The organism is Pseudomonas sp. ANT_H12B (assembly GCF_008369325.1).
Lineage (GTDB): Bacteria > Pseudomonadota > Gammaproteobacteria > Pseudomonadales > Pseudomonadaceae > Aquipseudomonas.
The window spans coordinates 80,984-105,226 of sequence record NZ_VOBI01000006.1; the positions used below are offsets into that span (position 1 = coordinate 80,984).

Consider the following 24,243-nt stretch of genomic DNA (forward strand, 5'->3'; position numbering starts at 1 on the left):
CGACAAAACGCAGCGTTCGGTGTGCAATGCACACCTTGGCACAGGGCTCGTGCGAACATCGGTATCCATGCATGATCGACTATGCTTGAGCAGCGAAGGGAAACGGAAGTGGTTCAACACCCCATGGATATCAAGTTCACCAACCGGCTGTCTTACAAGCAAGCCCGGCTTACCGTGCTGGTCGGTTTCATTCTGGGCACGCTGCTCAGTCTGCTGCAAATAGGCATCGATTATGCCAGCGAAGACGCCTCCATCAACCGTGAAATACAGTCTTTGCTGGAAATCAGCCATAACCCGGCCTCGCGCATTGCCTACAACATCGACGCCGAACTCGCACAGGAACTGACCCTGGGCCTGATGCGCTCGCCGGCGATCATCGGTGCGCAATTGACCGATAACAACGGCAACGTGCTGGCCAACGTCAAACGCCCCGGCGTGCAAAGCAATTATCGGGTGATCAGCGACTTCCTGTTCGGCGCCAACCGACAGTTCGAAGACCGCCTCTATCTGGATCATTTACCGAGCGAATCCCTCGGCACCCTGCGGCTGGACGTCGACACCTATTCATTCGGCAACCGTTTTCTGCGCCGGGCCGAGGTGACCCTGCTCAATGGTTTCGCCCGTAGCCTGCTGCTGACCGGCATCCTGCTGGCGCTGTTCTATGTGATGCTGACCAAGCCGCTGGTGCGGGTCATCCGCGAACTCAGTGGCCGCGATCCGCGCAGCGTGGAGCCGACGTCACTGGAGTGTCCTGCAGGGCACGCTAACGACGAAATCGGCGTGCTGGTCAAAGTCGCCAATCAGCAATTCGAAAACATCGCCACGGAAATCCAGCAACGGCGCAACGCCGAAAATCGCCTGACCGACTACCTTGGACAACTGGAAAACATCGTCTCGGCCCGCACCGCGGAACTCAAGGCAATCAACACCCGGCTCAGCCAATCCAATCAGGAGCTGGAAGTCGCTCGCAGCACCGCGCTGGACATGGCCGAAGCGCGCTCGGTATTCCTGGCCAACATGAGCCACGAGATTCGCACGCCACTCAATGGGCTGCTGGGGATGATCGCGCTTTCCCTCGACGGCCCGCTCAATGCTGAGCAACAGCAACAGCTGTCTATCGCCCATGACTCGGGCAAAGTACTGGTGGAATTGCTCAACGATATTCTCGATCTGTCGAAGTTCGATGCCGGTCAACTTGAGCTCGAACACATTCCTTTCGACCTCGGCTCGCTGATCGAGGACACCGCCAACCTGCTGTCGCAGAACGCCGCGCCAAGCGTCGAGCTGACATGCCTGATCGATCCGTACTTTCCGGCGCTGGTGCTCGGGGATCCGACCCGGGTCCGGCAGATCGTCAGCAACCTGCTGTCCAACGCCCTCAAGTTCACCCGTTTCGGTCGCGTCGACGTGCGTCTTTCTGCGTTCGAGGACGGCGTCAGAATCGAAGTCTGCGACACCGGCATCGGTATCGCCCAGGACGCCCAGGTCAAGATCTTCCAGCCCTTCACCCAGGCCGGCGCCGGCATTACCCGGCAATTTGGTGGCACCGGGCTGGGGCTGGCCCTGACTTACAACCTCTGCGAAGTCATGCAAGGGCGCCTCACCATCAGCTCGCAAGCGGGCTTTGGCAGCCAGTTCTGTGCCGACCTGCCATTGCCCAGCCATACCCGGGCCCTTCCACTGACAACGTTGCGCGGCAAGGTCATTGCGATCACCACCGCCAGCAGCGGCCTGGCCGAGTTGCTGAAGAGTTTGCTGCCCGGATGGGGGCTCGACTATCAGCAGCGCTCCATCGATGACCCGATGATTGGCCTGAATCCCGATGTGCTGATCACCGATTGCCCCGAATGCTTGTTTGGCCTGCGTCCTAACTGTGCCGCGCCGATTCTGCTGGTCACGGCCTACGGCAGTTTCATGCCCAGCGAAGAAGCCAGCGCCCTCGCCCCCTTGCAACAACAAGCGCGACCTCTGGCCCGCAACGCGCTGTATCAGACACTACGGCGAGTCCTGCAACCGGAACTGAGCATGATCATCGACGCTCGACTCGACACCCTTTTACCGCAACGCCGCGCACGCGTGCTGCTGGTGGAGGACAACCCGGTCAATCAATTGGTGGCCAAGGGGATGCTCGGGAAACTCGGTTGCGAGGTGATCGTCGCCGGTCACGGTGGCGAAGCGCTGGATCAGCTTGAACTGCGCGAATTCGATCTGGTACTGATGGACTGCAACATGCCGGTGATGGACGGCTACGAGGCCAGTCGGCAAATTCGTCGCAGCGGTCGCTGGCCACAACTGCCCATCGTCGCCCTGACCGCCAATGCCATGTCCGAAGAACGCGAACGCTGTCGTGCAGCGGGCATGAGCGATTACCTGGCCAAACCCTTCCGACGCGAAGAACTCGCCGCCCTGCTGGACTTGTGGATCCCCATTACGACAGAGATTTGATTTGCCCCAACAAATGATCAAGGCCATCGCGCAGATCATTCAGACGGCTCAGATCAACCCCGCTATCGCACAGCAGACGAGCCTTGAGCGGCCCGACCTGGTCGCGCAATGCCTTGCCGGTTGGCGACAGACTCAAATGGACCTCCCGCTCATCGCGCGCCGAGCGCTGGCGCTGAACCAGTTGCAGTTGCTCAAGACGCTTGAGTAACGGCGTGAGCGTGCCGGAATCCAGTGCAAGGCGTTCGCCCAGGGCCTTGACGGTCGGCTGCTGCGGGGCCACTTCCTGCCATTCCCACAACACCAGCATCGCCAGGTATTGCGGGTAGGTCAGGCCGAGCTGATCGAGCATCGGCTTGTACGCACGAATCACCGCTCTGGAAGCGGCATACAGTTTGAAGCAGAGCTGGCTATCGAGCTTCAGGGAATCGACGGACAAGGTGTTCATTTGAGCAAGGCTTCGATCTCGCGGCTCAGGTCTTGCGGCTTGGTCGCCGGAGCGAAGCGCTTGACCAACTGGCCGTCCTTGCCAATCAGAAACTTGGTGAAGTTCCACTTGATGCCCTGGGAACCCAGTACGCCCGGTGCGCGTTTTTTCAGTTGGACGAACAGCGGATGGGCGTCGGAGCCGTTGACATCAATCTTTTTGAACAGCGGGAAACTGACGCCGAAGTTCAACTCACAGAACTCGGAAATCGCCCCTTCGTTGCCCGGCTCCTGCTTGCCGAACTGGTTGCACGGAAAGCCGAGCACAATCAAACCTTGATCCTTGTAGGTCTGCCACAGTTCTTCGAGGCCTTTGTATTGTGGAGTGAAGCCACATTTGCTCGCGGTGTTGACCACCAGCACGGCTTTGCCGGCGAAATCGGCGAGGGTTTTTTGTTCACCTTTGATGGTGGTAACCGGGATGGTCAGCAGGTTGTCGCTCATGGTCCGGACTCTAAATGAAGGAAGATGAGGCAAACATAGCGAGCAATTGAATTGTGCGCAATTCAATAAATCGATCTAACGCACGCCGATCCCTGCAGGAGCCGCCGAAGCCCGCTCCTGCAGGGCTCGCATTACTCGCGCGGAACCAGGTCCAGGCACACCGAGTTGATGCAGTAACGCAGACCGGTCGGCGGCGGACCGTCCGGGAACACGTGCCCCAGGTGCGCATCACATTTGGCACAGACCACTTCGGTGCGGATCATGCCGTGGCTGACATCACGGATCTCGACCATCGCGCTGTCGCCGATTGGCGCGTAGAAGCTCGGCCAGCCGCAGCCGGAGTCGAATTTGGTCTTGGAATCAAACAGCGGCTCGTTACAGCAGATGCAGTGGTAAACACCGTCGGTTTTGGTGTCGTTATATTTGCCGGAGAACGGTCGCTCGGTGCCCTTGAGGCGGCAAACGTTGTACTGCTCCGGGTCGAGCATCGACTTCCATTCTTCCAGGGTTTTATCCAACTTTTCCATCGTCACACCTCAGCAGCTGAAAAAGCCCGATCTGTACCTTTTCCACGGATCGGGCGGCACGTATGATTGCGCCTCGTCAAACGCCAGTCTGGCAGCCGGATTACACGCATTCAAACAGATTTATGGGTGCCGCAATTCAAGGCGTCAGGCCTGTGTGAATACGCAGGATTCCCAGTACGGTAGTTCATACGCTGTCTGGATCGTTCATTTTCGGGAACACATCGCCATGCAGGTCAGCAAATCGAACAAGCTCGCCAACGTCTGCTACGACATTCGCGGCCCAGTGCTCAAGCACGCCAAACGCCTGGAAGAGGAAGGCCATCGCATCCTCAAGCTGAACATCGGCAACCCGGCGCCCTTTGGTTTCGAAGCGCCGGACGAAATCCTCCAGGACGTCATCCGCAACCTGCCGACCGCCCAAGGCTACAGCGACTCCAAAGGCCTGTTCAGTGCCCGCAAGGCCGTCATGCAGTACTACCAGCAAAAGCAGGTAGAAGGTGTCGGCATTGAAGACATCTACCTGGGCAACGGCGTTTCCGAACTGATCGTGATGTCAATGCAGGCCCTGCTCAACAACGGAGACGAAGTGCTGGTGCCGGCTCCAGACTATCCGCTATGGACCGCCGCGGTGAGCCTGTCGGGCGGTAATCCGGTGCATTACCTGTGCGACGAGCAGGCCAACTGGTGGCCGGACCTGGCCGACATCAAGGCCAAGATCACCCCGAACACCAAAGCGCTGGTGATCATCAACCCAAACAACCCGACGGGTGCGGTGTATTCCAGAGAAGTCCTGCTGGGCATGCTGGAACTGGCCCGCCAGCACAATCTGGTGGTGTTCTCCGACGAGATCTACGACAAGATTCTGTACGACGATGCCGTGCACATATGCACTGCTTCGCTGGCGCCGGACTTGCTGTGCCTGACCTTCAACGGCCTGTCCAAGTCCTATCGCGTGGCCGGTTTCCGTTCCGGCTGGATCGCCATTTCCGGCCCGAAACACCACGCCCAGAGCTACATCGAAGGCATCGACATCCTGGCCAACATGCGCCTGTGCGCCAACGTGCCAAGCCAGCACGCGATCCAGACCGCGCTCGGCGGCTATCAGAGCATCAATGATCTGGTGCTGCCGCAGGGTCGCTTGCTGGAACAGCGCAATCGTACCTGGGAGCTGCTCAACGACATTCCAGGCGTGAGCTGCGTCAAGCCGATGGGCGCGCTGTATGCATTCCCGCGCATCGACCCGAAAGTCTGCCCGATCCATAACGATGAAAAGTTCGTGCTCGACCTGCTGCTGTCGGAGAAGCTGCTGGTGGTTCAAGGCACTGCCTTCAACTGGCCATGGCCGGACCACTTCCGTGTCGTGACGCTGCCTCGTGTGGATGACCTGGACATGGCCATCGGACGTATCGGCAACTTCCTCAAGTCCTATCGCCAATAAGCGCTTTTTCACCGTGTGACACGTTCCCGTGTCGCACGGTGATTGATTCAGCAACATATCTTTGCACCCTGCCGAACGTCGCAGCATCAATCACTGACTGATGACTCGTTACGTGCCCGCGTCTAATAACGACGGGGCCTGCGCCGCGAAATGGATGTCAATCGCTTCCCGCATCGACGTCGGAAATGACCTGCAAGCAGCTAGACTCTTGCTGTAGGACACAGTTTGAAATAGTCACTCGGTTGAATAGCCCGGTTCAGCACCTTATATACCCCGCAGTACGCTACATCTTTAGCATGAGGAGATTTCTACAACCATGATGCGCATCCTGCTGTTTTTGGCCACTAACCTGGCGGTCGTGCTGATTGCCAGCATCACCCTGAGCCTTTTCGGCTTCAACGGGTTCATGGCGGCCAACGGGGTTGATCTCAACCTCAATCAGCTGCTGATTTTCTGTGCGGTCTTTGGTTTCGCCGGCTCGCTGTTCTCGCTGTTCATCTCCAAGTGGATGGCGAAGATGAGCACCAGCACCCAAATCATCAGCCAGCCGCGCACGCGTCACGAGCAATGGCTGCTGCAAACGGTCGAGCAACTGTCTCGCGAAGCCGGGATCAAGATGCCCGAAGTCGGGATTTTCCCAGCCTACGAGGCGAACGCTTTCGCTACTGGCTGGAACAAGAACGACGCACTGGTCGCGGTGAGCCAGGGCTTGCTCGAGCGATTCTCGCCAGATGAAGTCAAGGCCGTTCTGGCCCACGAAATCGGCCACGTGGCCAATGGCGACATGGTCACCCTGGCGTTGGTCCAGGGTGTGGTGAACACCTTCGTGATGTTCTTCGCACGGATCATCGGCAACTTTGTCGACAAGGTGATCTTCAAGAACGAAGAAGGCCAGGGCATCGCCTACTACGTGGCAACCATCTTCGCCGAACTGGTCCTGGGTATCCTGGCCAGCACGATCGTCATGTGGTTCTCGCGCAAACGCGAATTCCGTGCAGACGAAGCCGGTGCACGCCTGGCCGGTACCAGTGCAATGATTGGCGCCCTGCAACGCCTGCGCGCGGAACAGGGGCTGCCGGTGCACATGCCAGATACCCTGACTGCTTTCGGCATCAACGGTGGCATCAAACAAGGGTTCGCCCGCATGTTCATGAGCCACCCGCCGCTGGAAGAGCGCATCGACGCGTTGCGTCGTCGGGGCTGAGAGGTTCCGCACTAAAAGAAAAGGCCCGCAGCGATGCGGGCCTTTTTTTGTCTGCTGATTGGTGTGGTGTTCTTTCTGGCCCCATCGCGGGCACTGTCGACGCAGTTATCAGCTCAAAACCCGATACACCCGCTCTTCAAGCCGCGTGACGCCACTCTCGATAAACTTCCAGCTCTCACCCAGGACGTCCTGATCTTCCAGGATCTTCAGCTCCCACGAGGCCCCGAACAAGCGCTGTACTTCGTCATCCAGCACGGCAAAGGGTGGTCCGTCCTTTTGCGTCTGTTCGTAATCCAGGGTAATCAACAGCCCCAGAGAATCCTTCGGCAGAATCCGCTTCAGGTGGTCTGCATATTGCGCACGCATTGTCGGTGGCAAGGCGATCAACGCCGCGCGGTCGTACAGCGCGCTGCAATCGGCGACATCGCCGGCCGTCAATGCGAAGAAATCACCACACCAGATCTCGATCGAACCCGCCCGATAGACCGTGAAAGGGCCTTGGTCGCTGACGTCAGGGTCAAATTGATGCTCGTGGAAAAAGTCTTCCACTGCTTTTTCCGACAGCTCGATGCCCAACACCTCGTGACCGCATTTCGCCAGCCACAGCAGATCCAGGCTTTTCCCACATAACGGCACCAGAACCCGCACGCCCTCTTCCAGGCCCAACTGCGGCCAATACCGTTGCAGATATGGATTTACTTCCGGCAGGTGAAAGCCGATCTGATTCGACGTCCACCGCTTGTGCCAAAACTCCGGCTGCATAATTAATCCCGAAAATTCGATCAAAAGACCCTAAAACTTATATTAGATTTAGATCAATGATCTGACTGAAGATGGTGCCATCTTACCCCTCAGGAGCTCATTCATGTTCCCCAGCCTGTATATATCCCATGGCTCCCCCATGTTGGCACTGGAACCGGGCGCCAGTGGCCCGGCCCTCGCGCGCTTGGCCGCCGAATTACCGAAACCCAGGGCGATCGTGATTGTTTCCGCGCATTGGGAAAGCAGTGAACTTTTGGTCAGCGGCAATCCCCAGCCTGAAACCTGGCACGACTTCGGTGGTTTCCCGAAGGCCTTGTTCGAGGTGCAATACCCGGCACCCGGTGATCCGCAGCTGGCGGCAGAGGTTGTCGAATTGCTGAAGATCGATGGCCTGCCTGCACGTATCGACGCCGAACGGCCGTTCGACCATGGCGTCTGGGTGCCCCTGTCATTGATGTATCCGCAGGCCGACATCCCTGTGGTGCAAGTCTCGCTGCCGACCCGTGGTGGTCCTGCCCTGCAGAACCGCGTCGGCCATGCCCTGGCCAGTCTGCGTGAGCACGGCGCGCTGCTGATCGGCTCCGGCAGCATCACCCATAACCTGCGCGAACTGGACTGGCACGCCGGCCCGGAACGGGTCGAACCGTGGGCGAAGGCGTTTCGCGACTGGATGATTGAAAAACTCGCCGCCAACGACGAAGCCGCGTTGCACGATTATCGTCAACAAGCGCCGAACGCTGTGCGCAATCATCCCAGCGACGAACATTTGCTGCCGCTGTACTTTGCCCGCGGCGCCGGGGGCGAGTTCAGCGTTGCCCACCAAGGGTTCACCATGGGGGCGCTGGGGATGGACATCTATCGCTTCGGGTAACCGATCGGTCCCACGCTCTGCGTGGGAACGATCAGGCCAAAAAAAATCCCCGAACCAGTCGGGGATTTTTTATGTTCGATCAATCAGCTCAAGAGCGGATCAATCTTCGCGATAGCGACGCAGCTTCAACTGCTTACCAGCAACGCGAGTGTCCTTCAGCTTGGTCAGCAGACGCTCCAGACCATCTTCCGGCAGCTCGACGAGGCTGAAGCTGTCACGCACCTGGATGCGACCGATTGCTTCGCGAGCCAGACCACCCTCATTGAGGATAGCGCCCAGCAGGTTCTTGGCAGCGATACCATCACGCGCACCCAGCGCGGTACGGCAACGAGCACGACCTTCAGCCAACGGAACCGGAGCACGACGCTCACGATCACCACGGTCCGGACGATCACCGGTACGCTCTGGACGATCGCCACGCGGTGCGTTGTTCGGCACCAGTGGACGTTCTTTCTCGATCGCGGCCAGGGTCAGCGCCTGAGCGTTGGTTGCCTTGCGCAGCAGAGCAGCGGCCAGTGCACGCGGGGTACAACCGATATCGGCAGTCAGGCGATCCAGCAGATCACCGTGGGTCGATTCGGCATCAGCCACCAGCGGCGACAAGCTGTTGGTCAACTTCTTGATGCGAGCATCGAGAACAGCTTGGGCGTCCGGCAGGCGAACTTCGGCAACTTTCTGACCGGTTACACGCTCGATCACTTGCAGCATGCGGCGCTCACGCGGAGTCACCAGCAGCAGTGCACGACCTTCGCGACCGGCACGGCCGGTACGGCCGATACGGTGAACGTAGGATTCCGGGTCGTACGGCATATCAACGTTGAACACGTGAGTGATACGCGGAACGTCCAGGCCACGGGCAGCAACGTCGGTCGCCACAACGATGTCCAGACGGCCATCCTTGAGGGATTCGATCACGCGCTCACGTTGGTTCTGAGCAATGTCACCGTTCAGCGCAGCGGCTTTGTAGCCTTTGGCTTCCAGGGCACTGGCCAGGTCCAGGGTCGCTTGCTTGGTGCGCACGAACATGATCAGGGCATCGAAGTCTTCAACTTCCAGCAGGCTCAATACAGCCGAGGTCTTCTGGTCAGCGTGAACCAACAGGTGAGCCTGTTCGATCGCGGTAACGGTCTGAGTCTTGGTCTGGATCTTCACGTGTTGCGGATCGCGCAGATGGCGTTCGGCAATGGCACGGATCGACTGCGGCAAGGTAGCCGAGAACAATACGGTCTGACGGGTTGGAGGCAACGACTTGAAGATAACTTCGAGGTCGTCCATGAAACCCAGTTTGAGCATTTCGTCTGCTTCGTCGAGAACCAGGTGGTTCACGGTCGACAGAACTTTTTCGTCGCGACGCAGGTGGTCGCACAGACGGCCCGGAGTGGCGACAACGATCTGTGCGCCATTACGGATTGCTTTCAGTTGTGGGCCCATAGGGGCGCCGCCGTAAACGGCCACAACGGTAACGCCCGGCATTTGCTTGGCGTAGGTTTCGAAAGCGGTTGCTACTTGCAGCGCCAACTCACGGGTTGGCGCCAGGATCAGGGCTTGCGGCTCGCGCTTAGCAGGATCGATGCGATGCAGGATCGGCAGGGCGAACGCAGCGGTTTTACCCGTACCGGTTTGCGCCTGACCAATCATGTCGTGACCGGCCATGATGATCGGGATCGATTGCTGCTGAATAGCCGAAGGCTCTTCGTAGCCAGTCGCGATGACGGCTGCAAGAATATTCGGATTAAGATTAAAAGCGGCGAAGCCGCCGGTTTCCTGGGTCATGGGTCTGCCTCTAAGTGCATCCGCAAAGACCCATGCTCCAAAGCTGCGCATGCCGTGTAAGACTCAAGAGTCGCCCTGGCTGCTTTGTCGGCGGGGATTTGCGAAAACGAATGAATGAAAAAGATTCGTTAAGGGAGAGTCCGCTGTGCGGACGTGCAGCCGAAGCTGACTTCGGGGAATTGCGCTACCTAAACGCGGCCCGGTTAAAGGCCGGCGCGCACTATACCGGAATTCGCCCAAAAAGGGAGCTTTATTTGTCGGACAACTCCCGCGCACACCGTTGTGTCACAGGCTTTGCGGATAATCGTGCAACGGTCTATTTTTCAGAAGCCCGGCCCTGCTGGCGATGGCGCTAAAACGGTTCATCCTGGTGACCCGCACCGGCAGTCTGAGACACCCTTCCCGCCCGAGGAAATGCACTATGAATGAGCCCAACCCGAGTCGTGTCAGCCGTGAACGACGCGGCCATGTCCTGCTGATCGGCCTGGATCGGGTGGCCAAACGCAATGCCTTCGACCTCGCTCTGCTCAACGAACTGAGCGTGGCCTATGGCGAATTCGAAGCCGACAGCGAGGCACGAGTGGCCGTAGTGTTCGGTCATGGCGAGCACTTCACGGCCGGGCTTGACCTGGTCAGCGCCAGTTCAGCCTTGGCCGAAGGCTGGCAAACACCGCCCGGCGGTTGTGATCCTTGGGGTGTGTTCGCTGGCCCCCGGGTCAGCAAACCGGTGATTGTTGCCGCGCAAGGCTATTGCCTGACCATCGGCATCGAATTGATGCTGGCTGCCGCTATCAACCTGTGCGCCAGCAACACCCGGTTCGCCCAGAAAGAAGTGCAGCGCGGAATCTTCCCGTTCGGCGGCGCCACGTTGCGCCTGCATCAGGTCGCGGGCTGGGGCAATGCCATGCGCTGGCTGCTGACCGGCGATGAATTCGATGCCCATGAGGCCTTGCACCTGGGATTGGTACAGGAAGTCATGGCCAGCGAGGATTTGCTGCCACGGGCACTTGAGTTGGCGGAACGGATTGCCCGGCAGGCGCCGCTTGGGGTTCAGGCGACGTTGCTGTCTGCCAGACAGGCGCGTTACGAAGGGGAAATGACAGCGGCGCAGGGATTGCCAGCACTGGTGAAGAAGTTGATGGCGAGTGAGGATGCCCGGGAAGGTGTGCGGTCGATGGTGGAGAAGCGACCGGGCGTTTTCAAAGGGCTTTAGTCTTGTATTGGCTTTGATGGCCCCATCGCGGGCAAGCCCGCTCCCACAGGTTTTGTGAACAGCGCAAATCACTGTGGGAGCGGGCTTGCCCGCGATGAGGCCATCACAGACACCGACTTATGTTGCCGGGCGAATCGCCTTGATCAACGACTGCAACGAATACCCCAACCGCGGCGCCAGCCCTTCAGCGCGTGCGATCAAACCATCCATGTCCAGCTCCTGATCCAGCTCCGAAGGCACGAGCAGAATCACATTGCCCTCCTTCACCGGTAGCTCCCAGTAATGCCGGTGATAAAGCCCGCGCAACAACGCCGCGCCCAACGGTTTGCCATCATCGGTGGCCCATTGGTTGATCACCAGCCAGCCACCCGAATTCAAGCGTTTCTGGCAGTTCTCCAGGAAATTCCACGCCAGATGCCCGACGCCAGGGCCGACATCGGTATAAAGGTCGACGAAAATCAGATCCGCCGGCTCCGCGGTATCGAGCAGCTCCAGCGCGTCGCCAACGCGGATATACAGCCGCGGATCGTCATCCAGCCCAAGGTATTCGATGGCCAGGCGCGGCACGTCGGGGCGCAACTCGATGGCTTCGACATCTTCCAGCGGCAGGAACTTGAGGCAGGCCTGGGTCAGCGTACCGGCACCGAGGCCGAGGAACAGCGCGCTTTCCGGCTGCTCGTGGCACAACGCGCCAATCAGCATCGCCCTTGTGTAATCGTATTCGAGCCAGCTCGGATCAGCCGTGAACACGCAGCTTTGCTCGATGGCATCACCGAACTCGAGAAAACGATAATCGGCCACCTCCAGCACGCGAATCACGCCGAACTCATCCTGTACCTCGGCGAGCAGATGCTCGACGCGCTCCTCAGTCATTTCGTCTCCTGATCGTTACCGGGCCTGCAACTTGGCAAACAGCAACGCAATACACCGCAACATGAAGCGGCAAAGGCGCGATTGTCCGCGAAGCGACGGGAACAGGTCACGCACTAATTGCTGATAACATGACCGTCCGAGCGTAAAACACTAGAGACCGTGATGAGCCAACCCTGGAGTCCTGACAGCTGGCGCGCCTTGCCGATCCAGCAACAACCCCACTACCCCGACGCGGCGCATTTGCTGCAAGTCGAGCAAACCCTGGCCAGTTATCCGCCGCTGGTGTTTGCCGGTGAGGCGCGGGAGTTGCGTCGTCAGTTTGCTGAAGTCACCCAGGGCCGCGCGTTTCTGTTGCAGGGCGGCGATTGCGCCGAAAGCTTCGCCGAGTTCTCCGCCGCAAAAATTCGCGACACCTTTAAAGTCCTGCTGCAAATGGCGATCGTCATGACCTTCGCTGCCGGCTGCCCGGTGGTCAAGGTCGGGCGCATGGCCGGGCAGTTCGCCAAACCGCGTTCGGCTAACGACGAAACCATCGACGGTGTGACCCTGCCCGCCTACCGTGGCGATATCGTCAACGGCATCGGTTTCGACGAAAAAAACCGTGTGCCGGACCCGGAACGCTTGCTCCAGTCCTATCACCAGTCCACCGCGACCTTGAACCTGCTGCGGGCCTTTGCCCAGGGCGGTTTTGCCGACCTGCATCAGGTGCACAAGTGGAACCTGGACTTCATCGCCAACTCGGCGCTGGCCGAAAAGTACAGCCACCTGGCCGATCGCATCGATGAAACCCTCGCGTTCATGCGCGCCTGCGGCATGGACAGTTCGCCGCAACTGCGCGAAACCAGTTTCTTCACCGCCCACGAAGCGCTGCTGCTGAACTACGAAGAAGCCTTCGTGCGTCGCGACAGCCTGACCAACGATTACTACGATTGCTCGGCGCACATGCTGTGGATCGGCGACCGCACCCGTCAGCTCGACGGCGCTCACGTCGAATTCCTGCGTGGCGTGAACAACCCGATCGGGGTCAAGGTCGGCCCGAGCATGAACCCGCAAGACCTGATCCGCCTGATCGACGTGCTTAACCCGGAGAACGATCCGGGACGTCTGAACCTGATTGCGCGGATGGGCGCGAACAAGGTCGGCGATCACTTGCCGCAACTGATCCGCGCAGTTCAGCGTGAAGGCAAGCAAGTGCTCTGGAGTTCCGACCCGATGCACGGCAACACGATCAAGGCCAGCAGCGGCTACAAGACCCGCGATTTTGCGCAGATCCTTGGCGAAGTGAAGCAGTTCTTCCAGGTTCACGAGGCGGAAGGCAGTTATGCCGGTGGCATCCACATTGAAATGACCGGGCAGAACGTTACCGAGTGCATCGGTGGTGCGCGGCCCATTACCGAAGACGGGTTGTCGGATCGGTATCACACCCATTGCGATCCGCGGATGAATGCCGATCAGTCGCTGGAGTTGGCGTTTTTGATTGCTGAAACCCTGAAGCAGGTCCGGCGCTGAGTCAGTAAGTCTTTGGTTGCCTGATACGCCGCCATCGCGAGCAGGCTCGCTCCCACAATGGTTCTGTGTTGTTCACAAATCCAGTGTGGGAGCGAGCCTGCTCGCGATGGCGTCAGCTCAATCACCACTGAACTGTGCCAATGCCACCCGCAACCGCGCCGCACTCGCCCGCGGACAATTCAACTGAACCTGCTCAAGCGCCAACCAATCCGCCATTCGCCGCAGATTGACCGCCAACGCCAGCATCCCTTCGTCATCCAGCCCCGGCTCTTCTTCATGCACCGCGTGCACCGCCAGCCTGCCCTGCGCCCGCTCGGCGCGCAGATCCACCCGCGCGGCAATCCGTTCATTGTGCAAAAACGGCAATACGTAATAGCCGTAGACCCGCTTGTCCTGCGGCGTATAGATCTCCAACCGATAGCGAAAATCGAACAGGCGCTCGGTACGACTGCGCTCCCAGATCAGTGAATCGAAGGGTGAAAGCAAGGCGCTGGCTTCGACCTTGCGCGGCACTTTCGGATCAGGCAGACAATAGGCCGGTTGCCGCCAGCCCTGGACTTCACAGGCCAGCAATTCACCCGCCTCCACCAGTTCCGCCAAGCGCGGACGGGCATCACCGGGACTCAGGCGAAAGTAATCGCGCAGGTCTTTTTTTGTTCCGACGCCCAACGCTGTCGCGGCATGCAGCAACAGACCGCGCTGGGCTTCGGCCTCACCCAGTAGCGGCTGCGCAAGAATCGCCGAAGGAATCACCCGCTCCGGCAGATCATAAAGCCGCTCGAACCCGCGCCGCCCTGCCACGGTCACTTCACCAGCGGCGAACAACCATTCCAGCGCATGCTTTTCAGCGCTCCAGTCCCACCACGGCCCGGCCCGTTCCTGACGGGTCGACAGGCTTCCGGCGCCCAGCGCGCCCAGCTCCTGAACCGACGCCAGCACCCGGCGAATCGTGTCTTGCTGTTCACGACCGAAACGCGCCAGTTGCTGATAGATGCCTTCGCCACGGGTCGCGCGCAGCATGCGCCAGCGCATCAACGGGTACATCGACAAGGGCAGTAACGAAGCTTCATGGCCCCAGTATTCGAACAACGTGCGCCGCCGGCCCGAACTCCAGGCAGCCTGGTCGAGCAAGTCGGATGAGTAATTGCCAAGGCGGGAAAATAAGGGAAGGTAGTGCGAACGCACCAACGCATTGACCGAATCGATCTGCAGAATACCCAGCCGTTCGATCAGCCGGTTGAGTTGAACCGGTTTGATCGCCGCTGGCGGCTGGCGCCCGTTGAATCCTTGGGCAGCCAGCGCCAGACGCCGAGCCTGTTTGAGGGAAAAGGACTGTGTTGCGGGCATGAGCATCTCCTTGTCTGCTCGCAACCTACCTCACCGGGAGACGGTTTGTGTAGTTGAGGTTTACTCATTTGTGCATCGGGTCATCCCAGAATGGGCGGATGGCTTCGTGCTCGACATCCGCACGGCTCAGCCCGATGTCCTTCAACGCTTCATCACTCATGCCCGCCAACATTTCACGTTCACGGTGCAATTCGTACCAGCGGTTAAATTTGTGCAGCAAATCGGATATCAGGTGGATGGAATGTTTTTCTACATCTGCATAACCTTTTTGACCTTTCATCTTGTTGCCCTCCGTTTGGATGGCTCAAGTGTCGCGCCAGGACTAAGATCAATCCAACGAATGTTTCTGATGTAACACATCTCGGAGATTGATCAATGTCGGCCTTCCCAAGCATCGACACCGAAGTGCTGCGTACCTTTGTTGCCATTGCCGACCAGGGCGGTTTTACCCGGGCTGGCGAGTTGGTCAATCGCACCCAATCCGCCGTGAGCATGCAGATGAAGCGGCTGGAAGAAGATGTGTTGCAGCGCCAATTGTTCCAGCGCGACGGGCGGCAGGTGCGGCTGACGGCCGAAGGCCAGGTATTGCTGGGTTATGCCCGGCGAATCCTCAAGCTGCACAGCGAGGTGTTCAACACCCTGCGTGAGCCACACATGGTCGGCATGGTGCGCATCGGAACGCCGGACGATTACGTGATGCGTTTTTTGCCGGGGATTCTGCGGCGATTTGCTCAGACGTATCCGCTGATCCAGATCGAAGTGCACTGCGAATCATCAAAACAATTGCTGGCTCGCCAGGACCTGGACTTGTCCATCGTCACCCGCGAACCGGGCAACGAAATCGGTCAGTTGCTGCGCAAGGAGCGTTTTGTCTGGGCCGAGGCGCAGTGCTACAGCGCCCACGAGCAAACGCCGCTGCCGCTGGCGATGTTCAACAGTGATTGCTTCTGCCGCTTATGGGCCTGCAATGCGCTTGATGCCATGGGGCGCGATTACCGCGTGGCGTATAACAGCGACAGTCTGTCGGCGATCATGGCAGTGGTCAGCGCCGGTCTGGCAATCACTGCGCAGCTCGAAAGCCTGATCACGCCGGACATGCGCATACTCGGTGCGGCCGAGGATCTGCCCATGCTGCCAGAGGCCAGCATCATGCTGGTGCGCAACCTGCACAACCCGTCACCGATCACCGAGTGCCTGGCTGAACACATCATTGAAGGCTTCAAACTTTAAAGGCGAGCATCACCGCACAAAGCACCAGGAAGCCACAAAACAACCCGCGCAGCAGGCGCTCGGGCATGGCGTGGGCGACCTTCACGCCCCAGCTGATGCTCATCAAGCCGCCGATCGCCAAGGGCACACCGATCATCCAGTCCACCTGATGGTGAGCCGCGTAAGTCACCAGCGTAACGCCGGTGCTGGGCAATGCCAGTGCCAGCGACAAACCCTGAGCGACCACTTGGGTGGTGCCGAACAGACTGGTCAGCACCGGCGTCGCCACCACTGCCCCGCCCACACCAAACAGCCCGCCCATGGTACCGGAAGCCGCACCGAGCACTCCCAGCCACGGCCATGAGTAGCGCATCTGTGCAGAAACTGGCGCGTTGGCAGTGAACATTCGCACAACGTTGTACACCGACAGAGCAATCAGGAACGCGACGAATCCCAGGCGCATGGTTTGCGCATCAATGCCCACCGCCCAGATCGAACCGATCCAGGCGAAGCAAAAACCCATCGAGGCCAGCGGCAGTGCATGGCGCAATTCGATCCGGTTGCGCTGGTGGTAACGCCACAGCGCCAGCATCACGTTCGGGACCACCATCACCAGCGCCGTGCCTTGGGCAATTTGCTGATCGAGGCCAAACAACACGCCCAATAGCGGAATCGCGATCAAACCACCGCCGATGCCGAATATTCCACCAAGGGTTCCCAAAGCAGCGCCAAAGACCAGATACATCAAAAACTCAATCACAACCGATTTCCCCTCACGTCAGGTCGATCATCCTACGCAGTTGCTGCTGGCGGCGAAACGCACAGCAACGCACAATGGCTGTGCCAACTTTGCATAAGCGTTGACACCCCATGAACCCCAATCAATTGACCGAACAACTGGGCCTGTTCCTCGACGTTCTGGAAAGCGGCAGTTTTTCCGCAGCATCGCGCCGTCATCCACTCACTCCTTCGGCGGTCGCGCGACGCATCGACAGCCTGGAAAACGCCGTCGGCAGCCAGCTGTTCATTCGCAGCACCCACGCAGTGCGCGCCACCCCGGCGGGCCTGGCTTTTGCCGAGCGCGCGCGGCGGATTGTGGCAGAGCTGCGGCTGGCCCGGGCTGAAGCGGTGTCCCTCAGCAGCGCGCCGGAAGGCTTGATCCGGATCGATGCCCCGGCAGCGTTCGGTCGGCGGCATTTGGCACCGGTGATTGCTGATTTTCTGATGCTTTACCCCGGCCTCGATGTGCAACTGCACCTGATCGACAGTTTTGTCGACATGCAGGGTTTGAATCTGGGCAAGGTCGATCTGGTATTGCGCGCCGGGCAAATAGCCGATACCCGGTTGGTGGCCACTCCGCTGGCGAGCATGGTGCGCATAGCCTGCGCCAGCCCCGACTATTTAAAGCGTCGTGGCGTGCCGACCCATCCGGTTCAGCTGACTGAACACGATGGTCTGGACTGGGATGGCCTGGCGCCGCCCTTCGCCTGGCGCTTCGAACGTGATGGGCAGATGCAGTTGCACCGTCCGACGCGCATCCGCATGAGTGCCAACAATGCCGAAGCACTGGTCTGCGGCGCATTGGCCGGGCTGGGTATCGCGCATCTGCCGACCTGGCTGGCAAGCGAGTACCTGTTGCGCGGCGAGTTGTTGCCACTGTTTTGTGAAAACGGCCTGCCAAAACCGGAAACAACCGGCATTTATGCTTTGCGCCTGGAGCAACAACCCAACTCGCGCAGTCGTTTGTTGCTGGAATACCTGAAAACCCGTTTCAGCCCAATCCCGCCGTGGGACCTGACGTTGCAAAATTCGCTGGACCGACACTAGGCTAGAATTATCTGGCGCATTAAAGATTCGCCCACTAGATTCATGACGATCACTGATCAAGGCTTCAAGATGACCACCGAACGACACACCTCGGATAGCTGCGATGCCCTGCTGCTGGATAATCAGGCCTGCTTTGCACTGCATTCCACTTCGTTGCTGATGACCAAGGTCTATAAACCACTGTTGCAAGCGCTTGGGCTGACCTATCCGCAGTACTTGGCGATGATGGTGTTGTGGGAACAGGATGGTTTAACCGTAGGCGAAATCAGCACACGGCTGCTGACCGATCCTGGCTCACTCACACCGTTGCTCAAGCGCCTGGAAGTCGAGGGTTTGCTCAGCCGCACCCGCAGCCGTGAAGACGAACGAGTGGTGATTGTCGAACTGACCGAACAGGGACGCGCATTGCGGGAACAGGCGCGCGGCGTTCCCCAGTGCATTCTCGGCGCCAGCGGGATGACACTGGAGAGACTACAGAAGCTGCAAGCGGAGCTGCAAACGCTGCGGAGTAACCTTCAAGACAGTCTCTGATCTTCAATCCATTACAAATCCCCTGTGGGAGCGAGCTTGCTCGTGATAGCAGCTTGAAATTCAGCATTGATGCTGACTGACACACCGCTATCGCGAGCAAGCTCGCACACATTTGGTTTGGGATGTCCCCACCACTTCGATTCGCCTCCTTCAAAAATAAATCACCGTTCAAAAAATCTGCCTGCATGGCTCTAGCGCAATACGTTCGCTATTACTCGTTCAAGCGCCAGTCACCCCTCGCTCACATTTTTCAGAAAATTTATCTTGCGCGCTAAATATTAGCGCGATACATTTACTTCGCACTTACTTAGCGCGCAAATATTTAGCGCAAAAAATCCAAACCTGAATGAGGCTTACACCATGCAAACTCTCTACACCGCAATCGCAACCTCCACCGGTGGCCGTGACGGTCGTGCGGTTTCCAGCGACAACATCCTCGACGTCAAACTCGCCACCCCGAAAGAACTCGGTGGTGCAGGCGGCGCAGCGACCAATCCGGAGCAACTGTTCGCTGCCGGCTACTCCGCCTGCTTCATCGGCGCTCTGAAATTCGTCGCTAGCCAGACCAAACGCACTGTCCCGAACGACGCCTCGATCACCGCTCATGTCGGTATCGGCCAGATCCCTGGCGGTTTCGGTCTGGACATCGACCTGCACGTCAGCCTGCCGGGTCTTGAACAAGCCGACGCGCAAAGCCTGGTCGACGCTGCCCACCTGGTCTGCCCGTACTCGAACGCCACCCGTGGCAACGTCGATGTGCGTCTGCACGTTACCGTCTAACCGCTGACTTCAAGGCCCGAACAGGAAACGAACATGCGCACTTTCAGCAAAGTCTTGACCGGCACCCTTCTCGCCCTGTCCATCAACAGCGCGTTTGCAGGCGATGGGGTTGAACACAACACCCAGGCGTTCCTCGATGCTCTGAATGCCGGCACCGGCAAACCGATGGAACAACTGACGCCTAAAGAAGCCCGCGCCGTATTGGCAGGTGCTCAAGCCGGGGTGAAACTGACGCTGCCCAAAGCCGATGTCAGCGAGAAGACCATTCAAGTCGACGGCCAACCGCTCAGCCTGACCATCGTCCGGCCGGCCGGGGTCAAAGGCCAGCTGCCTGTGTTCATGTTCTTCCACGGTGGTGGCTGGGTACTGGGGGATTTCCCGACTCACGAACGTCTGGTTCGTGACTTGGTCGTGGGTTCGGGTGCAGCGGCAGTGTTCGTCAATTACACCCCGTCACCGGAAGCGCATTACCCGGTGGCGATCAACCAAGCGTATGCCGCGACGAAGTGGGTGGCGGAGCACGGTAAGGAGATCAACGTCGATGGCAAACGTCTGGCGGTCGCCGGTAACAGCGTCGGCGGCAACATGGCGGCAGTGGTTGCGCTGATGGCCAAAGACAAGGGCACACCGGCAATCAGGTTTCAGGTGCTGCTGTGGCCGGTGACTGATGCGAGCTTCGAAACAGCGTCCTACAACCAGTTTGCCGAAGGGCACTTCCTCACCAGAAACATGATGAAGTGGTTCTGGGATAACTACACCACCGACGCCAATCAGCGAAACGAGATCTACGCCTCGCCTCTGCGGGCAACCACCGCGCAACTCAAGGGGCTGCCACCTGCCCTGGTGCAGACGGCCGGCGCCGACGTGCTGCGCGATGAAGGTGAAGCCTATGCCCGCAAACTCGACGAGGCTGGTGTGGCGGTTACGTCGGTTCGTTACAGCGGCATGATCCATGACTACGGGTTGCTCAACGTAGTAAGTCAGGTGCCAGCGGTACGGTCGGCGATGCTGCAGGCTTCTGAAGAGCTCAAGCAACACCTGAAGTAAGCGGTAAATCGCAGGCACAAAAAAGCCCGACTCAATGGTCGGGCTTTTTCATTCCTGAAGCTGTGCTTATTTAGCACGGCCTTTGTAGGAACCGCCTTCGCGGGTGTCGATCTCGATTCTGTCACCGATTTCGATGAAGTCAGCAACTTGCAATTCAGTGCCGTTGCTCAGCTTGGCAGGCTTCATTACTTTGCCGGAAGTGTCACCGCGAGCGGAGCCTTCGGTGTAGTCAACTACACGCACGATAGTGGTCGGCAGCTCTACGGAAACCAGACGCTCTTCGAAGAAGATCGCTTCGCAAACATCAGTCATGCCTTCTTCAACGAAAGGCAGAACGGCTTCGATGTCTTCAGCGTTCAGCTCGTACATGGTGTAGTCGGTGGTGTCCATGAACGTGTAGGTGTCGCCGCTGATGAACGACAGGGTCGCTTCTTTGCGGTCGAGGATCACGTCGTCCAGCTTGTCATCAGCGCTGTAAACGATCTCGGTCTTGTAGCCGGTCAGCAGGTTTTTCAGCTTGGTCTTCATGATCGCGCTGTTACGACCGGACTTGGTGAATTCAGCTTTCTGAACCAGCCAAGGATCGTTTTCGAGACGGATCACGGTACCGGGTTTCAGTTCTTTACCAGTTTTCATTGCGAATATCCGAATTTGGATGGGATTTACAAAAATCTAGGCCGCGTATCATATCCAATTTACATAAAACTGTACCAGCGCTGCGGCAAGATCAGCCTGCAAGGCCTGTTCCAGACACCACGCCTCGGCATGCTTTTGCAGTTCCGGCCAGTGTTCACGGGTCGATTGCCAGTGCCCGGCCATATTGTCACCCGCATTCCACGCCCGCCATAGACCGCTGATCGCCTCGCTGGCCGGCGCCGAAAGGCCTTTTACATAGAGCGCCAGGAATGCTTCGAGCTTATCCATGTGCACATCTTCTTCCTGCTGATAGATGTGCCAGAGCAGCGGGCGCCCCGCCCACTGGGCGCGGATAAAGGAATCTTCGCCGCGTACGGCGTTGAAATCGCAGCTCCACAGCAACAGGTCATATTGATCCTGTCGGACGAACGGCAGCACTTGCACAGTCAAGGCATCGCGAACATGCACGGCCCCGGCCGCCAACTCATCCACACCGAGCCAGCGCGAGACATCACCGAGAATCCGGCTTTCCGGCACCAGCAGATGAGTGGGCGTCGAATCGGCAGCCATTGAGTCGAGCCAACTGGCCAGCCCGGTATTTTCGTAGGCAAATAACGAAATCAACTGCGCACCTTGCGCGCGATCAATCCCTAAACCCTGCAGGAACTCGCGCTGGGCCTCGGGGCTCTGCTGAAACTGCCGACGCCGCTCAAGCAATCCGCGTTCACGCAGCAAGCCGCCCGTGCCCTTCTGAAACCCGGGGAAGAAGAAGAATTTCTGCACGCTCTTGTACTTCACCGACGGCAAGCCGTGGCAGCCGACGATCCAGTCCTCGGCACTCAGATAATCGAGATTCATCCACAGCGGCGGCTTTTTCCGTTCGGCCATGGCGTCCATGTAAGCACTTGGCAATTGGCAGGCAAACGCGGCGATCACCACATCAGCGGCTTCAGTGGGTTGCCAATCGGTGGCCCACTGACGCACCTCGACTCCCTGCTGCCACTGCTGCGAGGCGTGTATGTCGATTTCAGGGCAAATACGCTCGAACGCGCGCAGATCATCCACCCACAAGCGCACCGTCACCGCATGCTCGGCCACCAGTTGGCGGGCCAGACGCCAGGTCACACCGATGTCGCCAAAGTTATCGACCACGGTGCAAAAAATATCCCAGCGGGTTTTCACTTCAGGCATTCCAGGCTCCCGTTGGCAAAGGAGCCGATTGTCCGCATAAATTACCCCGTGCAGAAGAGCCGACGGCGATTAATCTTCATGCGACAATCGCCACTTGCCCGCGACCACCCGCCAGGAGGCAGTCATGCCCTACCGTCCCAACCCGCGCCGGCCCTTGCCGATCCAGCTCAACGCCGTGCAACTGACCGGCAGCATTGCCTTGGGTTTGTGGCTGGGGTTTATCGCGATCGCACTGACATGCTGGCTCGCCTCTCGCCTGTTGTTCAGCGAACAATTGGCGCCCGTGGCTGAGGCCGTGCAGCAACTGGCGAAACCACCGGTGGTGGCGCAACCGGTTCCGGATATTCCGCCCCAGAGTCCGTTGTTCGACCAGTACGAAGAGAACCTGCGCAAGAATGAGCAGCAACAAAGGCTTGATCAGGCGCGCAGCAGTAACCGCAACCTGTCGAACCCCAAATGCCAGTTCTGGCTGCAACAGGATCAAACGGCACCGAGCGAAAAAAGCCGCGCCAACGTTCAGCAATTCTGCGATTGATCATGAGCTCTCTATGCATAAGCCGACCGTCCACCAACTGATTCTCGACAAATTGCGGATCGATCTCGACATTGCCGAACGTGCCGCGCAAACCGCCTACGAAACCGCGACCCACGAAGAAAACATCGCCGAGAACAAGTACGACACGCTGGGTCTGGAGGCATCTTACCTGGCCGCCGGGCAAGCCAAGCGAGTCGAAGAAATCAGACACTCACTGACGCTTTGCCAGAACCTGACACTGCGGCCTTATGACGATCAGCGCGGTATCGAAGTGGGCGCGTTGCTGGGGCTGGCAGATGAAAAGGGTCGTGAGCAATGGCTGTTTCTGGCACCCGACGCGGCGGGCTTGAAGGTGGATGTGGTGGGGCAATGGATTACCGTCATCACCCCTCGCTCGCCGCTGGGAAAAAATTTGCTGGGCAAGTTCGAAGGGGACGAAGTGGAGATTCTGGTGGCGGGTGCTCGGCAACAGTTTGCTGTCACCGAGGTCATCTAGAGATTAATGGACCGGCAGTTCGACGCCGTCGAACAGCTCTTCCAGTTCCTGCTTGTTGTGGCACTGAATGGCCTTGGCCATCACTTCGCGGGTCAGGTGCGGGGCGAACTTCTCGATGAAGTCGCACATGAAACCACGCAGGAAGGTGCCGCGACGGAAACCGATCTTGGTGATGCTGGATTCGAACAAATCGCTGGCATCGAGCATGACCAGGTCGCTATCGAGTTTGGCATCGACCGCCATTTTCGCCACGATGCCCACGCCCAGCCCCAAACGAACGTAGGTCTTGATCACGTCGGCGTCGGCGGCGGTGAACACTACTTTCGGTGTGAGGCCGCGATGGCTGAACGCTTCGTCGAGCTTCGAACGGCCGGTGAAACCGAACACGTAAGTCACGATCGGGTATTCGGCCAGGGCTTCGAGGGTCAGCTTCGACAGCTTGGTCAGCGGGTGGCCTTGAGGCACAACCACGCAGCGGTTCCAGCGATAGCACGGCATCATCACCAGGTCACCGAACAGCTCCAGCGCTTCGGTGGCGATGGCGAAATCGACGGTGCCGTCGGCGGCCATTTCAGCGATCTGCATCGGCGAACCCTGGTGCATATGCAGGGCAACATCCGGGTATTGCTTGATGAAATTGCTGATCACCGGTGGCAGCGCGTAACGCGCCTGGGTGTGCGTGGTGGCGATCGACAGGGTGCCCTTCTTCTCGTTGGAGAATTCCTGGGCGATCTGTTTGATGCTTTCAACCTTGCGCAGGATCTCACCGGCGGTGGTGATGATGCGCTCGCCGGCCGGGGTGACGCGGGTCAGGTGCTTGCCGCTGCGAGCAAATACCTCGACACCCAATTCGTCTTCCAGCAAACGGATCTGCTTGCTGATGCCCGGTTGCGAGGTGTAGAGGCTCTGGGCTGTAGCGGAAACGTTGAGGTCGTGGTGCGCCACTTCCCAGATGTAGCGCAGTTGTTGAAGCTTCATATGAATCCCTCAAAGCAGGTAGACGCCACGGGCATCAGCGACGGTATATAACTATATTAATGGTTTGAAGAATAAATCTAGAACTTTTTTATCAAGCTGCCACTATTCGTGTTCTGGTGTCCGG

At 58.7% G+C, this 24,243-nt stretch carries 25 protein-coding genes; 13 read left to right on the forward strand and 12 right to left on the reverse strand.

Features of this window, described 5'->3' with window-relative positions; translation table 11 throughout:
- Nucleotides 1-123 precede the first annotated feature (123 nt).
- Nucleotides 124-2,445: a response regulator gene (locus FQ185_RS11440; RefSeq protein ID WP_178113527.1), complete on the forward strand. Its 2,322-nt coding sequence runs from the start codon at nucleotides 124-126 to the stop codon at nucleotides 2,443-2,445.
- On the opposite strand, the gene FQ185_RS11445 is transcribed toward FQ185_RS11440, so the two are convergent.
- From FQ185_RS11445 to msrB, 3 genes are all read right to left on the reverse strand, one after another.
- On the reverse strand, nucleotides 2,429-2,890 hold the full coding sequence (locus tag FQ185_RS11445) for a MarR family winged helix-turn-helix transcriptional regulator (RefSeq protein ID WP_149417538.1): 462 nt from the start codon (nucleotides 2,888-2,890) through the stop codon (nucleotides 2,429-2,431). The two genes, FQ185_RS11440 and FQ185_RS11445, sit on opposite strands and share 17 nt — an antisense overlap.
- Nucleotides 2,887-3,372, reverse strand: a complete 486-nt coding sequence (locus FQ185_RS11450; protein ID WP_149417539.1) for a glutathione peroxidase — start codon at nucleotides 3,370-3,372, stop codon at nucleotides 2,887-2,889. Before FQ185_RS11450 ends, FQ185_RS11445 begins: the two co-directional genes overlap by 4 nt.
- 131 nt (nucleotides 3,373-3,503) lie before the next feature.
- A complete protein-coding gene (gene msrB, locus FQ185_RS11455) occupies nucleotides 3,504-3,899 on the reverse strand; it encodes a peptide-methionine (R)-S-oxide reductase MsrB (protein WP_149417540.1) in 396 nt (131 codons plus the stop codon).
- A 226-nt stretch (nucleotides 3,900-4,125) separates the two neighbouring features.
- Between msrB and FQ185_RS11460 the strand changes: the two genes are divergently transcribed.
- Nucleotides 4,126-5,337, forward strand: a complete 1,212-nt coding sequence (locus FQ185_RS11460) for a pyridoxal phosphate-dependent aminotransferase (RefSeq protein ID WP_149417541.1) — start codon at nucleotides 4,126-4,128, stop codon at nucleotides 5,335-5,337.
- A gap of 316 nt (nucleotides 5,338-5,653) precedes the next feature.
- Entirely contained in the window at nucleotides 5,654-6,541 is an 888-nt protein-coding gene (gene htpX, locus FQ185_RS11465) for a protease HtpX (protein ID WP_149417542.1), read from the forward strand.
- A gap of 108 nt (nucleotides 6,542-6,649) precedes the next feature.
- On the opposite strand, the gene FQ185_RS11470 is transcribed toward htpX, so the two are convergent.
- Nucleotides 6,650-7,303: a thiopurine S-methyltransferase gene (locus FQ185_RS11470; RefSeq protein ID WP_149417543.1), complete on the reverse strand. Its 654-nt coding sequence runs from the start codon at nucleotides 7,301-7,303 to the stop codon at nucleotides 6,650-6,652.
- 103 nt (nucleotides 7,304-7,406) lie between these two features.
- Here FQ185_RS11470 and FQ185_RS11475 point away from each other — a divergent pair, with 103 nt between their 5' ends.
- On the forward strand, nucleotides 7,407-8,174 hold the full coding sequence (locus FQ185_RS11475) for a class III extradiol ring-cleavage dioxygenase (protein ID WP_149417544.1): 768 nt from the start codon (nucleotides 7,407-7,409) through the stop codon (nucleotides 8,172-8,174).
- A gap of 99 nt (nucleotides 8,175-8,273) precedes the next feature.
- Here FQ185_RS11475 and FQ185_RS11480 read toward each other — a convergent pair whose 3' ends face one another.
- Nucleotides 8,274-9,947, reverse strand: a complete 1,674-nt coding sequence (locus tag FQ185_RS11480; protein WP_076027971.1) for a DEAD/DEAH box helicase — start codon at nucleotides 9,945-9,947, stop codon at nucleotides 8,274-8,276.
- Nucleotides 9,948-10,368: 421 nt separating this feature from the next.
- Here FQ185_RS11480 and FQ185_RS11490 point away from each other — a divergent pair, with 421 nt between their 5' ends.
- Nucleotides 10,369-11,160, forward strand: coding sequence for a crotonase/enoyl-CoA hydratase family protein (locus tag FQ185_RS11490; protein WP_149417545.1), 792 nt, complete (start codon nucleotides 10,369-10,371; stop codon nucleotides 11,158-11,160).
- Nucleotides 11,161-11,277: 117 nt separating this feature from the next.
- Here FQ185_RS11490 and FQ185_RS11495 read toward each other — a convergent pair whose 3' ends face one another.
- On the reverse strand, nucleotides 11,278-12,033 hold the full coding sequence (locus tag FQ185_RS11495) for a spermidine synthase (RefSeq protein ID WP_149417546.1): 756 nt from the start codon (nucleotides 12,031-12,033) through the stop codon (nucleotides 11,278-11,280).
- 162 nt (nucleotides 12,034-12,195) lie between these two features.
- Between FQ185_RS11495 and FQ185_RS11500 the strand changes: the two genes are divergently transcribed.
- Complete coding sequence (locus FQ185_RS11500) at nucleotides 12,196-13,542, forward strand: class II 3-deoxy-7-phosphoheptulonate synthase (protein WP_149417547.1); 1,347 nt, start codon at nucleotides 12,196-12,198, stop codon at nucleotides 13,540-13,542.
- A 117-nt stretch (nucleotides 13,543-13,659) separates the two neighbouring features.
- Here FQ185_RS11500 and FQ185_RS11505 read toward each other — a convergent pair whose 3' ends face one another.
- Both FQ185_RS11505 and FQ185_RS11510 read right to left on the reverse strand, forming a co-directional pair.
- A complete protein-coding gene (locus tag FQ185_RS11505) occupies nucleotides 13,660-14,889 on the reverse strand; it encodes a winged helix-turn-helix domain-containing protein (protein ID WP_149417548.1) in 1,230 nt (409 codons plus the stop codon).
- A 64-nt stretch (nucleotides 14,890-14,953) separates the two neighbouring features.
- Complete coding sequence (locus FQ185_RS11510; RefSeq protein WP_149417549.1) at nucleotides 14,954-15,169, reverse strand: DUF1127 domain-containing protein; 216 nt, start codon at nucleotides 15,167-15,169, stop codon at nucleotides 14,954-14,956.
- Nucleotides 15,170-15,264: 95 nt separating this feature from the next.
- On the opposite strand from FQ185_RS11510, the gene FQ185_RS11515 reads away from it, so the two are divergent.
- Nucleotides 15,265-16,119 carry a LysR substrate-binding domain-containing protein gene (locus FQ185_RS11515; RefSeq protein WP_149417550.1) on the forward strand — a complete coding sequence of 285 codons (855 nt, stop codon included), beginning with the start codon at nucleotides 15,265-15,267 and terminating at the stop codon, nucleotides 16,117-16,119.
- On the opposite strand, the gene FQ185_RS11520 is transcribed toward FQ185_RS11515, so the two are convergent.
- Nucleotides 16,109-16,843 carry a sulfite exporter TauE/SafE family protein gene (locus FQ185_RS11520; RefSeq protein ID WP_149417701.1) on the reverse strand — a complete coding sequence of 245 codons (735 nt, stop codon included), beginning with the start codon at nucleotides 16,841-16,843 and terminating at the stop codon, nucleotides 16,109-16,111. The genes FQ185_RS11515 and FQ185_RS11520 overlap by 11 nt on opposite strands.
- A gap of 125 nt (nucleotides 16,844-16,968) precedes the next feature.
- Between FQ185_RS11520 and FQ185_RS11525 the strand changes: the two genes are divergently transcribed.
- The 4 genes from FQ185_RS11525 to FQ185_RS11540 all read left to right on the forward strand — a co-directional run bounded on the left by FQ185_RS11525 (nucleotide 16,969) and on the right by FQ185_RS11540 (nucleotide 20,283).
- The gene (locus FQ185_RS11525; protein WP_149417551.1) at nucleotides 16,969-17,925 is read left to right on the forward strand and encodes a LysR family transcriptional regulator; all 957 of its coding nucleotides are present in this window, start codon (nucleotides 16,969-16,971) and stop codon (nucleotides 17,923-17,925) included.
- Between the two features lie 69 nt (nucleotides 17,926-17,994).
- A complete protein-coding gene (locus FQ185_RS11530; RefSeq protein ID WP_149417552.1) occupies nucleotides 17,995-18,456 on the forward strand; it encodes a MarR family winged helix-turn-helix transcriptional regulator in 462 nt (153 codons plus the stop codon).
- A 360-nt stretch (nucleotides 18,457-18,816) separates the two neighbouring features.
- On the forward strand, nucleotides 18,817-19,236 hold the full coding sequence (locus FQ185_RS11535) for an organic hydroperoxide resistance protein (RefSeq protein ID WP_149417553.1): 420 nt from the start codon (nucleotides 18,817-18,819) through the stop codon (nucleotides 19,234-19,236).
- 33 nt (nucleotides 19,237-19,269) lie between these two features.
- Nucleotides 19,270-20,283 (forward strand): alpha/beta hydrolase, encoded by a 1,014-nt coding sequence (locus FQ185_RS11540; RefSeq protein WP_149417554.1) that lies wholly within the window; start codon nucleotides 19,270-19,272, stop codon nucleotides 20,281-20,283.
- Nucleotides 20,284-20,349: 66 nt separating this feature from the next.
- Here FQ185_RS11540 and FQ185_RS11545 read toward each other — a convergent pair whose 3' ends face one another.
- Nucleotides 20,350-20,919 (reverse strand): elongation factor P, encoded by a 570-nt coding sequence (locus tag FQ185_RS11545; RefSeq protein ID WP_032626910.1) that lies wholly within the window; start codon nucleotides 20,917-20,919, stop codon nucleotides 20,350-20,352.
- Between the two features lie 48 nt (nucleotides 20,920-20,967).
- Nucleotides 20,968-22,110 (reverse strand): elongation factor P maturation arginine rhamnosyltransferase EarP, encoded by a 1,143-nt coding sequence (earP, locus tag FQ185_RS11550; RefSeq protein ID WP_149417555.1) that lies wholly within the window; start codon nucleotides 22,108-22,110, stop codon nucleotides 20,968-20,970.
- A 124-nt stretch (nucleotides 22,111-22,234) separates the two neighbouring features.
- Here earP and FQ185_RS11555 point away from each other — a divergent pair, with 124 nt between their 5' ends.
- Nucleotides 22,235-22,645, forward strand: a complete 411-nt coding sequence (locus tag FQ185_RS11555) for a hypothetical protein (RefSeq protein ID WP_149417556.1) — start codon at nucleotides 22,235-22,237, stop codon at nucleotides 22,643-22,645.
- A 13-nt stretch (nucleotides 22,646-22,658) separates the two neighbouring features.
- Nucleotides 22,659-23,141: a GreA/GreB family elongation factor gene (locus FQ185_RS11560; protein WP_149417557.1), complete on the forward strand. Its 483-nt coding sequence runs from the start codon at nucleotides 22,659-22,661 to the stop codon at nucleotides 23,139-23,141.
- A gap of 3 nt (nucleotides 23,142-23,144) precedes the next feature.
- Here FQ185_RS11560 and cysB read toward each other — a convergent pair whose 3' ends face one another.
- Nucleotides 23,145-24,119: an HTH-type transcriptional regulator CysB gene (gene cysB, locus FQ185_RS11565; protein WP_008148549.1), complete on the reverse strand. Its 975-nt coding sequence runs from the start codon at nucleotides 24,117-24,119 to the stop codon at nucleotides 23,145-23,147.
- Nucleotides 24,120-24,243 lie beyond the last annotated feature (124 nt).